The organism is Streptomyces sp. NPDC093510 (assembly GCF_040683555.1).
Lineage (GTDB): Bacteria > Actinomycetota > Actinomycetes > Streptomycetales > Streptomycetaceae > Streptomyces.
In genome coordinates this window covers 49,187-62,592 of sequence record NZ_JBFBEE010000043.1, presented here as the reverse complement: position 1 = coordinate 62,592, position 13,406 = coordinate 49,187, and the positions used below count along the sequence as shown (strand labels likewise).

Below are 13,406 nucleotides of genomic sequence, written 5' to 3'. Positions count from 1 at the left end.
AGCCGCGAACCCACCCCGTAAGCCCAAAACCCCCAAACCCGCCGCTTCGCGGCGGATGTATCCCACCCACCCACCCGTGCACCCCGCGACGTCCCCGCAGGAGTAGGGGCGGGTGGGCGGGGTGTTCCCCGCGACGCCCTGCAGGGGTAGGAGCAGTAGGGGGGTGACCCTCCACCGGCCGGCAGTCGCGAAACCGGCCCGAGGGGACGTGGGGGTATGTGCGCACGGAGCACCGAGCACACATTGGCGTCTTTGGACTTGAGGCGTGGCGAAGGGATAGCGAGTACGTACATACCCCCACGGCCCCGCCCCACAGACGGGCGGAAGGCGAACCCCGCCCAAGGCGTCGCGCCTCACGGGGACGCGGGAGCCGAAGGGCACAGCCACCGGCGCCCCTCCATCAGCCCCCCAAGCCCCGCCCACGCAAAGTTCATGAGCGTGGCCGCCGCCTCCCGCGCCGACACGGACCCGTCCGTATTGGCCCACCCGGCCAGGGACTCCGCCGCCCCCACCAACGCCTGGGCCAGCCCCGCGACCTCCCGCTCGGGCAGCGACGGGTCCCCGTGCGCCGTCCGCGCCGCCTCCGCGATGAGCGAGGTCACGTAGGCGACGATCTCCTCCCGCATCGCGGCCACCTCGGCCGCGAACGGCTCCCCCTGCGTCCGCGCCTGGCTGTGCAGCACGGCCCACCCGTCGGGCCGTTCCGCGGTGTGTGTGAAGAACGCCCGCAGTCCGTCCCACAGTTGGCGGTCGGCGGGCTCACCGACGGAGCCGCCGGCACCCTCCCGCACCGCGGCGACGAGCGCGGCGGCCTCCCGCCGGATGCACGCGCTGAAGAGCTCTTCCTTGGAGTTGAGGTACAGGTACACGAGCGGCTTGGAGACCCCCGCGAGCTCAGCGATCTCGTCCATGGAGGCGGCCCGATACCCCCGCTGCCCGAAGGTCCGCACCGCCGCGTCCAGCATCTGCTGCTCACGCACGGCCCGCGGCATCCGCTTCTGCCGCCGCTTCCCACCCACGCTCACATCCGCGCCCACACCCGCGCCCACACCCGCGCCCACACCCGTGCCCACGCCCACCCCGGCCCCCGCCTTCCCACGCTGTCCGTTCACACGTCAGCGTACGGTCAACGGAAGCCGGGGCACGATTACCGGATGGACCCGCCCACCGGCACGATCAACGCGTCGTCGAGACGCAGCAGCTGGGAACCGGAGCCAGAGCCGGAACCGAAGCCGAAGCCGCGGAAGACTCAACGCCAAGGCCCCTGCACGCCGAAGATGCGTGCAGGGGCCCTGAGCTGACCCTGGGAACGTCAGGCGGCGGCAGGCACCGCACGCGACGACGGCGTCTCGTCGGCCACGTCGGACCCGTCGGACCCGTCGAACTCGTCGAGCGGCGACGCCGACGCACTCTCGTACGCCTCGTGGTCGAGGATCTTCTCGCGGGCCGCGACGATCACAGGCACCAGCGCCTGCCCGGCGACGTTCGTCGCGGTGCGCATCATGTCCAGGACGGGGTCGATGGCGAGGAGCAGACCCACGCCCTCCATCGGCAGGCCGAGCGTCGACAGGGTCAGCGTCAGCATGACCGTGGCGCCCGTCAGGCCCGCCGTGGCGGCCGACCCGACGACCGACACGAACGCGATGAGCAGGTACTCCTTGATGCCCAGGTTCACATCGAAGATCTGCGCGACGAAGATCGCGGCGATCGACGGGTAGATCGCGGCGCAGCCGTCCATCTTCGTCGTAGCACCGAAGGGCACCGCGAAGGACGTGTACTCCTTCGGGACGCCGAGGCGCTCGGTGACCTTCTGGGTGACCGGCATGGTGCCGACCGAGGAGCGGGAGACGAAGGCGAGCTGGATCGCGGGCCAGGCGCCCTTGAAGAACTGGAGCGGGTTGACCTTCGCGACGAACGCGAGCAGCAGCGGGTAGACGCCGAAGAGGACCAGGGCGCAGCCGATGTAGATGTCCGCGGTGAACGTCGCGTACTTGCTGATGAGGTTCCAGCCGTAGTCCGCGATGGCGAAGCCGATGAGGCCGATGGTGCCGATCGGGGAGAGCTTGATGACCCACCACAGGGCCTTCTGGAGGAGGGCGAGAACGGACTCGCTCAGTTCCAGGATGGGCTGCGCCTTGTCGCCGATCTTGAGGACGGCGATGCCCGCGACGGCGGCCATGAAGACGATCTGGAGGACGTTCAGCTCGGTGAAGGGCGTGATGACGTCCTTCGGGATGATGCCGGTCAGGAAGTCGATCCAGGAGCCGGCGTGCTCGGGCGCCTTGCCGTCCTTCGGCGTGAGGCCGGTGCCGGAGCCGGGGTTGGTGAGCAGGCCGATGGTGAGGCCGATGGCGACCGCGATCAGCGACGTGATCATGAACCACAGCAGGGTGCGGGTGGCCAGACGTGCGGCGTTGTTGACCTTCCGCAGGTTGGTGATCGACACCAGGATCGCGAAGAAGACGAGCGGGGCGACCGCGAGCTTCAGCAGCCCGATGAAGGTGTCGCCGACCTTGGACAGGGTGGTGACGAGCCAGTCGACGTCCTGGTTGCGGGCGATCCAGCCGAGCAGCACACCGAGGACCAGGCCGCCGAGGATCTGCGCCCAGAAGGGGATCTTGAGGAACTTGGTTATCCGGAAGCGGGACTCAGGCTGCTTCTCGGTCTTGCCGGCCTTGTCGGCGGGCGTCGCGGAATTCGCGGACACGGACACACTCCGGTGAGGAAAGTCAGGGTGAGGGGGACGTACGGGAGCGGCGACCGCGAAGGGTCAGCAGCGCCGCTGCTGCGGGGGTCACATTCAGATGTGACAGGCCGCGGACATGCAGCGGCAGAGATCGACATGCAGGCGCGCCACGAGCGGGACGCTCATGGCGTGGCGGTGCGCTGCTGCTGTCTTCATGACAAACACGTTAACACTCGTGCTTTGAGAACATCAAAGGTCTTGTTTGAGATAGCGGCCGTCCGCGAGCACCCCGGAGCCGCACGGAACGCACGGAACGCACGGAACGCACGAAACCCCGGCGCCGCAGCGCCGGGGTTCCGGTGAGAGTGATGAACGTTACGAACGCTGGGCGCGCGCCACGTCGTCCGCCTCGTCCTCCTGGGTGCGGTTCGCCTCCAGGTTGGCCTTGGCCCGGTCCACGCGCGCGACGACGTCCATCGAGGCGCGGTCGCGCTCCTTGCGGAGGGCCACGAAGCTGATGGGCGCGGAGATGACCAGCGAGAGCAGCAGCACCCACAGCAGGTTCGAGTCGCCGAGTCCGCGCGGCAGGATCTCGGAGTAGACGAGGCCCCAGACGACCAAGAAGCAACCCACGAAGATTCCGAGGCGCATCAGCGTGTAGCGGAGCATGTCAATCCACTCTTCCGTTCCGAAATGGGCCCGAGCAGGACGAGCCTCTCCAGTGAAGCATGAGAGGGCTCTCCCCCGGCAAGGGGGTCGTCCCCGGCAAGGGGGTCATCCCCGGCAAGGGCGGGGTCAGACCCGCATCGCCTGCGGCGTCTCGCGCAGCATCGGGTCGGGCCCCTCGTACTCGCGGATCGCCTCGTAGCGCGTGTTCCGCTCGACCGGGCGGAAGCCGGCCTCGCGGATCAGGTCGAGGAGGTCCTCGCGGGTCAGCTTGTTCGGGGTGCCGAAGTTGTCCGCGTCGTGCGTGATCTTGTACTCGACGACCGAGCCGTCCATGTCGTCGGCGCCGTGCTGGAGGGCGAGCTGCGTGGTCTGGAGGCCGTGCATGACCCAGAAGACCTTGACGTGCGGGACGTTGTCGAAGAGGAGGCGGGAGACCGCGAAGGTCTTCAGGGCCTCGGCGCCGGAGGCCATGGTCGTGCGCGCCTGGAGGCGGTTCCTGACCTTGCCGTCCTGCATGTCGACGAAGTCGTGCTGGTAGCGCAGGGGGATGAAGACCTGGAAGCCGTTCGTCTCGTCCTGGAGCTCACGCAACCGCAGGACGTGGTCGACGCGGTGGCGCCGCTCCTCGATGTGGCCGTACAGCATCGTGCACGGGGTCTTCAGACCCTTCTCGTGCGCGAGGCGGTGGATGCGCGACCAGTCCTCCCAGTGGGTGCGGTGGTCGACGATGTGCTGGCGGACCTCCCAGTCGAAGATCTCCGCGCCGCCGCCGGTGAGCGACTCCAGGCCCGCCTCGATGAGCTCGTCCAGGATGTCGGAGGCCGACATGCCGGAGATCGTCTCGAAGTGGTGGATCTCGGTGGCCGTGAAGGCCTTCAGGGAGACGTCCGGGAGCGCCTTCTTCAGCTCGCTCAGCGAACGCGGGTAGTAGCGCCACGGCAGGTTGGGGTGCAGGCCGTTGACGATGTGCAGCTCGGTGAGGTTCTCGCCCTCCATCGCCTTGGCCAGGCGGACGGCCTCCTCGATGCGCATCGTGTACGCGTCCTTCTCGCCCGGCTTGCGCTGGAACGAGCAGTACGCGCACGACGCGGTGCACACGTTCGTCATGTTGAGGTGACGGTTGACGTTGAAGTGCACGACGTCACCGTTCTTGCGGGTGCGCACCTCGTGGGCGAGGCCGCCGAGCCAGGCCAGGTCGTCCGACTCGTAGAGCGCGATGCCGTCCTCGCGGGACAGCCTCTCGCCGTCCCGGACCTTCTGCTCCAGCTCGCGCTTGAGACCTGCGTCCATGACCTCGCCCTTACCTCTCCCAGCGACCTACGACCTACGACCCGCGACCCGCCGACGGCGACCTGCGACAAACTCCCGCCAACCGTACGCCTAGGCCTCTTCCGGAAGCTCCCCGACCCGGTTCTCCCACTTGGTGGAGAGCACGATGGTCGTCCGCGTACGGGACACCCCACGCGTACCGCTGAGGCGGCGGATCGTCTTCTCCAGGCCGTCCACGTCGCTGGCCCTGACCTTGAGCATGTACGAGTCGTCGCCCGCGATGAACCAGCAGTCCTCGATCTCGTGCAGGTCCTTCAGGCGCCGCGCCACGTCCTCGTGGTCGGCGGCGTCGGAGAGCGAGATGCCGATGAGGGCGATGACACCGAGGCCGAGCGAGGCGGAGTCGACGGTCGCGCGGTAGCCCGTGATGACACCGGCCGCCTCGAGGCGGTTGATGCGGTCCGTGACGCTGGGCCCGGAGAGGCCCACGAGCCGCCCGAGTTCCGCGTACGAGGCCCGACCGTTCTCCCGCAGGGCCTGGATGAGCTGCCTGTCCACGGCGTCCATAGGTGCGATGCCTTTCATTATTCAGCGATACCGCGAGTCTATGTGTAGAATCTAAGGCGCAACAGGGCTTGCGCCCTGTGAATCTCTCTCAATCTCAGCCGATCAACGACGATCCTTCAGGAGTGAGTCACCCGTGTACTCGATCGAGATGGCCTACGCCCGCATGCGCGAGCTCCAGGACATGGCCAACCGCTCGCGTGCCCACAAGACCGCCGCGCCCGAGGCCCGCGCGAAGCGCGCCGCCAAGAAGCGCTAACCCCCCTGGGAGCCGGAGCCCAGCTCTCCCTCCCACCGGCGGTACAAGCTGTGCGGCACCCGTGCCGCGTCCAGCACCCGCCCGGCGACGAAGTCCACCAGATCCTGGATGTGCGTCGCCCCCGCGTAGAACGCCGGAGAGGCGGGCAGCACGATCGCGCCCGCCTCGTCCAGGCCCACCAAGTGCTTCAGCGTCTGCCCGTTCAGCGGCGTCTCGCGCACGCAGACCACGAGCCGTCGGCCTTCCTTCAGCGTCACGCTCGCCGACCGCTGCAGCAGATCCTTCGAGAGCCCGAGCGCCACCCCGGCCACGCACGCCGTGGACGCCGGCACGATCAGCATCCCCTTCGTCGCGTACGACCCCGAGGAAGGACCCGCCGCCAGATCACCGGCGGCCCAGTACCGCACGTCGGACACGTCCGGGTCGAACACCCCCGGCTTGCCGTCCGCGCCGCGCCCCAGCCACTGCCGCAGATCGTCCCGCCAGTGCGCGTCCCGGAAGGCGATGCCCGTCTCGTCGAGCAGCGTCAGGCGCGAGGCCCGCGACACGACGAGGTCCACGCTCTCCCCCGCCGCGAGCAGCGCGCGCAGCACGGCGGCGGCGTAAGGCGTCCCGGACGCCCCCGACACCCCCACGATCCAAGGCCTACGCTGCGTATCTCCTGGGTTCACGCTCTGCAGCCTATCCGTCGGCATTTCAGACAGTGAGCCCGCGTACGAGCAGATCGAGCAGCGCGCACACGAACAGGGCGATCCCGATGAAGCCGTTCACCTGGAAGAAGGCGCGGTTCAGCCGGGACAGGTCGTGCGGCTTCACGATCGAGTGCTCGTAGACGAAGGCACCGGCCACGATCGCGAGACCGAGCCAGAAGAACCCGCCCGCGTCGGTGGACGCGGCGTACCAGACGAAGAGTGCCGTGGTCACGAGGTGACAGCCGCGCGCGCCCCGGATGGCGGCCGGGATGCCGAAGCGTGCCGGCACCGACTTCACGCCGACCTCGCGGTCCGTCTCCACGTCCTGGCAGGCGTAGATCAGGTCGAAGCCGCCGATCCAGATGCCGACCGCGAGTCCGAGTATCACCGCCTGCCAGGACCACTCGCCGGTCACCGCGAGCCACGCGCCGATCGGGCCGATCGCCTGGGCCAGGCCGAGGATCGCCTGCGGGAAGTTCGTGAACCGCTTGCCGTACGGGTAGACGACCATCGGGATCACCGCGACGGGCGCGAGCGCCAGGCAGAGCGGGTTGAGCAGCGCGGCCGAGCCGAGGAACACGGCGAGCGCGATCAGCGCGCCCGTCCACGCGGACTTCACCGACACCGCGCCCGTGACGAGCTCGCGGTGGGCGGTGCGCGGGTTGCGGGCGTCGATCTCGCGGTCGATGATCCGGTTCGCCGCCATCGCGAACGTCCGCAGGCCCACCATGCAGACGGTGACCAGGAGCAGCCGCCCCCAGTGGATGTTCTCGTCCAGCCGGAACATCGCGGTCAGCGCGGCGATGTAGGCGAACGGCAGCGCGAACACCGAGTGCTCGATCATGACGAGCCGCAGGAATGCCTTGGTGCGCCCCGGCTGCGGGATCGCGGCTGATGCTGAACTCACGAGAGTCCGTACTCCTTCCAGCGACGGTCCACCTTCGCCGCGACGGCCGGGTCGGACTCGACCATGTTCGGCCAGCCGCCGTCCCGGGTGTAGCCCTCCTCGGGCAGCTTCTTCGTCGCGTCTATGCCCGCCTTGCCGCCCCAGAACTGCTGGTAGGAGGCGTGGTCGAGGTGGTCGACCGGGCCCTCGACGACGGTGAGGTCACGGGCGTAGTCCGTGTTGCCGAGCGCGCGCCAGGACACCTCGTGCAGGTCATGGACGTCGCAGTCCTTGTCCACGACGACGATCAGCTTCGTCAGGGACATCATGTGGGCGCCCCAGATGGCGTGCATGACCTTCTGCGCGTGCTTCGGGTACTTCTTGTCGATCGAGACGATCGCGCAGTTGTGGAAGCCGCCCGACTCCGGCAGGTGGTAGTCGACGATGTCCGGGACGATCACCTTGAGGAGGGGGAGGAAGAACCTCTCCGTGGCGCGGCCGAGCGGGCCGTCCTCCGTCGGCGGGCGGCCGACCACGATCGACTGGAGCAGCGGACGCTGCCGCATCGTCACGCAGTCGATCTTCAGTGCGGGGAACGGCTCCTGCGGCGTGTAGAAGCCGGTGTGGTCGCCGAAGGGGCCTTCGGGGAGCATCTCGCCGGGCTCAAGCCAGCCCTCGATGACGACCTCGGCGTGCGCCGGGACCTGGAGCGGGACCGTCTTGCAGTCGACCATCTCCACGCGCTTGCCCTGGATGAACCCGGCCAGCATGTACTCGTCCATGTCACCGGGCAGCGGCGCCGTGGAGGCGTACGTCACGGCCGGCGGGCAGCCGAAGGCGATGGCGACCGGCAGCTTCTCGCCGCGCCGCGCCGCCACCTGGTAGTGGTTGCGGCTGTCCTTGTGGATCTGCCAGTGCATGCCGATGGTGCGCTTGTCGTGGCGCTGGAGGCGGTACAGACCGAGGTTGCGCACCCCGGTGTCCGGGTCCTTGGTGTGGGTCAGGCCCAGGTTGAAGAAGGAGCCGCCGTCCTCGGGCCAGGTGAAGAGCGCGGGCAGCTGCTCCAGGTCGACGTCGTCGCCGGTGAGCACGACCTCCTGGACAGGAGCACTGTCGGACTTCACCTTCTTCGGCGGTACGTGCGTCATCGCGCCGAGCTTGCCGAACGCCTCGCGCACCCCGACGAAGCCGTGCGGCAGCTCCGGCTTGAGCAGGCCGCCGATCTTCTCGCTGATCTCGCCGTACGACTTCAGGCCGAGCGCCTTCAGGAGGCGGCGGTCCGTCCCGTACACGTTCATGGCCAGGGGCATCGCGGAGCCCTTGACGTTCTCGAAGAGGAGCGCGGGCCCGCCGGCCTTCTGCACCCGGTCGACGATCTCACCGACCTCCAGGTACGGGTCGACCTCGGCCTTGATGCGCTTGAGATCGCCCTCGCGGTCCAGTGCCCGGAGCAGGGAGCGAAGATCGTCGTAAGCCATGCGTTCCAGTATCCGGCACCGGTTACCCTGGCCCCGTCACCGGGGGCCCGCACGCCTCCCGCCGCCACCGCTTGGGGGATCCCGCCACCATGCTCAGGTATCTGCCGTTCCTGCTGGTCCTGGCAGTGTGGATCTATGCCTTCATCGATGTCCTGAACACTCCGGAGAAGGAGGTCAGGCATCTGCCCAAGGTGGTGTGGGTCATCATCGTGCTCCTCTTCGGAGAGGTGCTGCTCGGCCCGATCGCCTGGTTCGTCACCGGCAAGAAGCGGCACGCGCCCGGCACCGCCGAGGGCGGCAGGACCCGCTGGGTCGCGCCCGACGACAACCCGGAGTTCCTGAAGTCCCTCAAGGAAGAGGACCCCGACGACGACGGCGACAGGAAGCGCGACAAGGGCACCGAGGGCTGAGAAGCCATGGAACTGCGACTCCTCGTGACCTTCGAGAAGGTCGCCACCGTCCTCAGCTTCACCCGGGCCGCCACCGAGCTGAAGTACGCGCAGTCCAGCGTCACCAGCCAGATCCGCGCCCTGGAGACCTCGCTCGGCACCGAGCTGTTCGACCGGCTCGGCAGCCGCATCCGCCTGACCGATGCGGGGACCCGGCTGCTGCCCTACGCCCGGCAGATCATCGACCTCGCCGACGAGGCGCGGGCCGCAGTCGTCGGCGCCGACGAGCCGTCCGGCACGATCGCGGTCGGCACGATGGAGTCGCTGACGTCCTACCGGCTGCCGCCGCTCCTCGAACTCTTCCACCACCGCTACCCGAAGGTGCGGCTCTCCCTGCGCCCCACGCTGGGCGACGAGACCCGGCAGGCGCTGCGGCAGGGGACGTACGACGTGGGCTTCCTGATGGAGCCGGAGACCGAGCACCAGGGCCTGGAGACCGAGGTCCTCGCCGAGGAGCCGCTGGTCCTGGTCTGCGCCCCGGCCCACCCGCTGGCCGCGCGGGGAGCGGAAAAGCTCACCACGGACGACCTGGCCGCCGCCCAGCTCGTCGGCACCGAGCCCGGCTGCCCCTACCGCGACCTCTTCGAGGAGGAGCTGCGGGAGCGGACCGGTGCGCCGCCGCCGTTCATGGAGTTCGGCACCATCGAGGCGACCAAGCAGGGCGTGGCGGGCGGGCTCGGGGTGGCGCTGCTGCCCGCCGTGGCGGTGGCGCGGGAGCTGGCGGACGGCACGCTCGTACGACTGCCGTGGGAGCCGCCGTTCACGCTGTGGACGCAGCTCGCGTGGCGGTCGGGGAAGCGTCTGCCGCCGCAGGTGCGGCTGTTCGTGGAGCAGGCCGTGCGGCTGGTGCGGGAGCAGAGTTCGTCGCCCGCGCCAGGGTCACCTTGAGGCCGGCCAGCACGATCAGCGGGACGCCGAGCGCCTGGACGAGTCCGATGTGGTGGCCGTAGACGGCCCAGTCGGCGACCATCGCGACGGCCGGGTAGGTGAAGGCGAGCACGGCGATCTTGGCGGTGGGCAGCTTGGCGTACGCCGCGTACATCAGGACGTACATCAGTCCGGTGTGGATCACACCCAGGCCCGCCAGCCAGGCCCACCCGGCGCCCGTGCCGCTCATCGCGCCGAAGTCGGTGAAGGGCAGCAACAGCGGTATGCCGACGAGGACTTGGACCAGGGCGATCAGGTGCGGCCGTACGCCGGTGACCCCCATGGTGACGAGGGTGGACAGGGCGTAGAGGACGGCGGCGAGGAGCGCGAGGCCGATGCCCGCGAGCGAGCCCGCGTCGCCGGGGCGCACTCCGGAGACCAGTACGAGACCGGCGAACGCGGCCGCGAGCCAGCCCAGTTGGGTGCGGGTCAGGCGCTCGCGCAGGACGACGGCGCTGAGCAGCACAAGGAAGAACGGCTGTGTGTGGTAGACGACGGTGGCCAGCGAGATCGAGGTGGCCTCGTACGCCTTGAAGAGGAACACCCAGTTGAAGACGATGAACACGCCGCCGAGCGCGGCGAGGCCGAGCTTCTTCAGGGTGAGGCCGTGGTCGCGGAAGTAGCCGCGGGCGAATGCGTACGCGCCGAGGGCGAGGGCGCCGAACAGGACGCGGAAGAAGACGACGTTGAAGGCGGACGCGCCGGACTCGACGACGAAGATGCCGAGGGTGCCGGACAGCATCATGGCGGCGGTGAGCTGGAGCGCGCCGGAGCGCTCGGAGGACTTGGTGGTGGTCATGCCGTCGGTTGCCATGCCGCTGAAGCTACGAGCGGGTGTACGCGCTGGTCCACGCGCCAGTGGGGCGTCCTCCCGATGGCTCCATCGGCGCTGCCGATGAGGCCTGACCGGGGGCCCGCATGGGCACGATGGGAGGCATGAGCAGCGCATCCCGCATTCCGACGGTCGACCTGCGTCCGTGGCTCTCCGACGGCCCCGGGGCCCGCGCGCGGACGGCGCGGACCGTCGACGAGGCTCTGCGGAGCGCCGGGTTCCTCCTGGTGACCGGACACGGCGTCGATCCGGATCTGCGCGCGGCGATCAGGTCGTCGGCGCGCGGCTTCTTCCGCCTGCCGGACGCGTCGAAGCGGCCGTACGCGGTGAAGGTGGGCGGGCGCGGCTGGCTGGGGCCGGGCGCCGAGGCCAACAGCTACGCGGAGGGCACGCCCGCTCCCCCGGACCTGAAGGAGTCGCTGTCCTTCGCGGCGGAGGACCCGACGGGCGACCCGGCCGTGGACGCCGAGTGGTTCACACCCAACACCTGGCCGGACGAGACACCCGAGCTGCGAGCGCTCGTCCAGACGTACCTGCGCGAGATGCGGTCACTCTCCGACCGCCTCCTGGAACTGCTCGGCGTGGCGCTCGGCGAGGAAGAGGACTTCTTCACCCGCCATACGGGGCACCCCACCTGGGGCTTCAACATCAACTGGTACCCGGGGCGGGAGCGGGTGGGCGAGCCCGAGCCGGGCCAGTTCCGCATCGGCCCGCACACGGACTTCGGCACGGTGACGGTCCTCGACCGGCAGGAGGGCAGGGGCGGGCTCCAGGTGTTCACCGACGAGGGCGGTTGGGAGGACGCGCCGTTCGACCCGGCGGCGTTCACGGTCAACATCGGCGACCTGATGGCGCGCTGGTCCGGCGGCCGCTGGCAGTCCGGCCGCCACCGGGTGCTTCCACCGCCCGCCGAACTGCCCGCCGAGGAGCTGATGTCACTCGTGTACTTCTACGAATGCGACCCGGGCACCGACGTGCGGGGCATCGACTCGCACGTGTACCTGAGGGGGCAGCTGGACGCGATCGCAGTGGAGTAGCCAGGCCGCGGCACGCCTCCGCAGCCCGGGTCCACACCCAGCCCGGGTCCGCACCTACGGACGCCGTCCCGCCTTGTCGACGACGACGCGCTCCAGGACGGCGGTGTGGGCGGTCACCGTGCCCTTCTTGAAGCCCGTCGGCAGATCCTCGACCGCCACCTGCCGCTCACCGAGGAACTGCTTGGTCTTCTTGTCGAAGATCAGCTCCTGGCGCTCGCCGTCGTTCTCGCGGGTGATGGCCACACCGTGCCGTCCCGCCGCGTCCACCACGTCCCCGCGCACCTCGACGCCGGGGATCGTCGACGCGGCGAGGTAGAGCGCGGCAGCCTGCTTCGGCGGCATCAGACCACCGCAGAGGTCGCCGACCTGGACGAACGCGTTCTGGTCCTTGCTCTCGCCCCCCGAGGCCACCCGGTAGAGCCAGTCCCGCATGTTGACCGGGTCGGTCGGCAGCTTCTGCAGGCTGCGGTAGTGCGAGTTGCCCTCCACGAGCGGCAGGTCCGGCGGCAACCGCTCGTGGTCGAAACCGTCGACGCGGTCGTTGATCACCTCCGTGTGCCTGCCGTCCACCGAGTTCCAGTACTCCCGGACGTGCAGGGGCTGGAGGCGGGACTTCTCGTCGCTGCCCGTCTCCATGTACCGCTCTTTGGTCTTGACGTACACGAACTGGTCGTCGCGCAGGTCCTTCGGGGCGGGTTGCGCCTTCGCCGCCGCGGCGATCTCCTCCAGCATCCGCACGGTCTCCTTCGACGGCGGGCCCGCCTGCGCCGCCCGGTCGCCGAACGGCGAGGCGACCAGGACGCCCGCCGCGGTGGCCGCGGCCACCGCTCCCGCGACGAGCGCGGGCCGGAACCAGACCTTCCGCAGCGCGGGCGCCTTCTTCTCGTTCTGCCGGATCTCGGTCAACAGGTGCTCCTTGAGCAGGTGATGACGGCCCGGCGGAAGGTCGCGATCGGGAAATTCGTTCATCGGTTTCCCTCCTTGATGGGCCTGACCGCGGTGGTGCGGTCACCTCTTACCTGTCCGCGCCTCTTGGGTGGTTCCAAGGCTTTTGCGAGTTTCGCGCGGGCCCGGGAGAGCCGGGAGCGCACGGTGCCGACCGGAATGCCGAGGGCCTGCGCGGCGGCGGTGTACTCGAGGCCCGACCAGACGCAGAGCGCGAGCACCTCACGCTCGGCGCGGCGCAGCTTCCCCAGCGCCGTACGGACCAGGGCGAGCTGCTCCTCGTCGTCGATGCGCCCGGCGAGCTCGTCCGCGAAGTCGGGGGCCGTCTCGTCCCGCGGCAGCCGGGCGACGGCGGCCGCGTGCCGGCGGGCCGCCCGGCGCACGTTACGGGTGACGTTCGTGGCGACGCCGAGCAGCCAGGGCCGCAGCGACCCGCCGTCCGCGTCGACCCGGCCGCGCAGCCGCCACGCGTCGAGGAAGGTCAGGGACACGATGTCCTCGGCCGAGGACCAGTCGCCCGTCAGCCGGTAGGCGTGGTTGTAGACGGAGCGCGCGTACGCGTCGAAGAGCTCGCCGAAGGCGTCGGCGTCACCGTCCCTGATGCGGACGCGCAGCGCTCTGTGACGGGCCTGAAGTTCCCCCTGATTCGTCTCCACACCCCCCTACCTGTCCATACGGAAGAAGCCGGTTCCCGTGACCTGGGTCACGGGAAC

General features: G+C 69.6%; 14 protein-coding genes and 1 pseudogene. 4 read left to right on the top strand and 11 right to left on the bottom strand.

The features are described 5' to 3' along the window. Nucleotides 1-353: 353 nt before the first annotated feature. The 5 genes from AB0N81_RS40150 to AB0N81_RS40130 form a co-directional block, all read right to left on the bottom strand. On the bottom strand, nucleotides 354-992 hold the full coding sequence (locus tag AB0N81_RS40150; protein ID WP_365367566.1) for a TetR/AcrR family transcriptional regulator: 639 nt from the start codon (nucleotides 990-992) through the stop codon (nucleotides 354-356). A gap of 320 nt (nucleotides 993-1,312) precedes the next feature. After that, complete coding sequence (locus tag AB0N81_RS40145) at nucleotides 1,313-2,707, bottom strand: dicarboxylate/amino acid:cation symporter (RefSeq protein WP_365367556.1); 1,395 nt, start codon at nucleotides 2,705-2,707, stop codon at nucleotides 1,313-1,315. A gap of 354 nt (nucleotides 2,708-3,061) precedes the next feature. Beyond that, on the bottom strand, nucleotides 3,062-3,355 hold the full coding sequence (locus AB0N81_RS40140) for a DUF4229 domain-containing protein (protein ID WP_365367554.1): 294 nt from the start codon (nucleotides 3,353-3,355) through the stop codon (nucleotides 3,062-3,064). Between the two features lie 126 nt (nucleotides 3,356-3,481). Next, on the bottom strand, nucleotides 3,482-4,645 hold the full coding sequence (gene mqnE, locus AB0N81_RS40135) for an aminofutalosine synthase MqnE (RefSeq protein ID WP_365367552.1): 1,164 nt from the start codon (nucleotides 4,643-4,645) through the stop codon (nucleotides 3,482-3,484). A 90-nt stretch (nucleotides 4,646-4,735) separates the two neighbouring features. After that, on the bottom strand, nucleotides 4,736-5,191 hold the full coding sequence (locus tag AB0N81_RS40130; protein ID WP_365367564.1) for an Lrp/AsnC family transcriptional regulator: 456 nt from the start codon (nucleotides 5,189-5,191) through the stop codon (nucleotides 4,736-4,738). 133 nt (nucleotides 5,192-5,324) lie between these two features. Here AB0N81_RS40130 and AB0N81_RS40125 point away from each other — a divergent pair, with 133 nt between their 5' ends. Beyond that, the gene (locus AB0N81_RS40125; protein WP_365367550.1) at nucleotides 5,325-5,447 is read left to right on the top strand and encodes a hypothetical protein; all 123 of its coding nucleotides are present in this window, start codon (nucleotides 5,325-5,327) and stop codon (nucleotides 5,445-5,447) included. On the opposite strand, the gene AB0N81_RS40120 is transcribed toward AB0N81_RS40125, so the two are convergent. From AB0N81_RS40120 to AB0N81_RS40110, 3 genes are read right to left on the bottom strand one after another with little or no spacing between them, the layout of a single operon-like run. Then, on the bottom strand, nucleotides 5,444-6,142 hold the full coding sequence (locus tag AB0N81_RS40120; protein ID WP_365367548.1) for a UbiX family flavin prenyltransferase: 699 nt from the start codon (nucleotides 6,140-6,142) through the stop codon (nucleotides 5,444-5,446). The two genes, AB0N81_RS40125 and AB0N81_RS40120, sit on opposite strands and share 4 nt — an antisense overlap. A gap of 1 nt (nucleotide 6,143) precedes the next feature. Further along, a complete protein-coding gene (gene mqnP, locus AB0N81_RS40115) occupies nucleotides 6,144-7,046 on the bottom strand; it encodes a menaquinone biosynthesis prenyltransferase MqnP (RefSeq protein ID WP_365367546.1) in 903 nt (300 codons plus the stop codon). Next, nucleotides 7,043-8,503, bottom strand: a complete 1,461-nt coding sequence (locus AB0N81_RS40110; protein WP_365367544.1) for a menaquinone biosynthesis decarboxylase — start codon at nucleotides 8,501-8,503, stop codon at nucleotides 7,043-7,045. The genes mqnP and AB0N81_RS40110 overlap by 4 nt, the downstream gene beginning before the upstream one ends. An 89-nt stretch (nucleotides 8,504-8,592) precedes the next feature. Here AB0N81_RS40110 and AB0N81_RS40105 point away from each other — a divergent pair, with 89 nt between their 5' ends. Both AB0N81_RS40105 and AB0N81_RS40100 read left to right on the top strand, forming a co-directional pair. After that, nucleotides 8,593-8,913: a PLD nuclease N-terminal domain-containing protein gene (locus AB0N81_RS40105; RefSeq protein ID WP_365367542.1), complete on the top strand. Its 321-nt coding sequence runs from the start codon at nucleotides 8,593-8,595 to the stop codon at nucleotides 8,911-8,913. Nucleotides 8,914-8,919: 6 nt separating this feature from the next. Then, nucleotides 8,920-9,810, top strand: a pseudogene (locus AB0N81_RS40100) (LysR family transcriptional regulator); the annotation flags it as partial. Here AB0N81_RS40100 and AB0N81_RS40095 read toward each other — a convergent pair. Next, nucleotides 9,713-10,693, bottom strand: coding sequence for a DMT family transporter (locus AB0N81_RS40095; protein WP_365367540.1), 981 nt, complete (start codon nucleotides 10,691-10,693; stop codon nucleotides 9,713-9,715). The pseudogene AB0N81_RS40100 and the gene AB0N81_RS40095 overlap by 98 nt on opposite strands. A gap of 122 nt (nucleotides 10,694-10,815) precedes the next feature. Here AB0N81_RS40095 and AB0N81_RS40090 point away from each other — a divergent pair, with 122 nt between their 5' ends. After that, a complete protein-coding gene (locus AB0N81_RS40090) occupies nucleotides 10,816-11,748 on the top strand; it encodes a 2-oxoglutarate and iron-dependent oxygenase domain-containing protein (RefSeq protein ID WP_365367538.1) in 933 nt (310 codons plus the stop codon). 54 nt (nucleotides 11,749-11,802) lie between these two features. Here the strand turns inward: AB0N81_RS40090 and AB0N81_RS40085 are convergent, their stop codons facing one another. Together AB0N81_RS40085 and AB0N81_RS40080 are read right to left on the bottom strand one after the other, a co-directional pair. After that, nucleotides 11,803-12,717, bottom strand: coding sequence for a CU044_5270 family protein (locus tag AB0N81_RS40085; protein ID WP_365367536.1), 915 nt, complete (start codon nucleotides 12,715-12,717; stop codon nucleotides 11,803-11,805). Then, complete coding sequence (locus tag AB0N81_RS40080) at nucleotides 12,714-13,349, bottom strand: RNA polymerase sigma factor (RefSeq protein WP_365367534.1); 636 nt, start codon at nucleotides 13,347-13,349, stop codon at nucleotides 12,714-12,716. The genes AB0N81_RS40085 and AB0N81_RS40080 overlap by 4 nt, the downstream gene beginning before the upstream one ends. Between the last annotated feature and the right edge of the window lie 57 nt (nucleotides 13,350-13,406).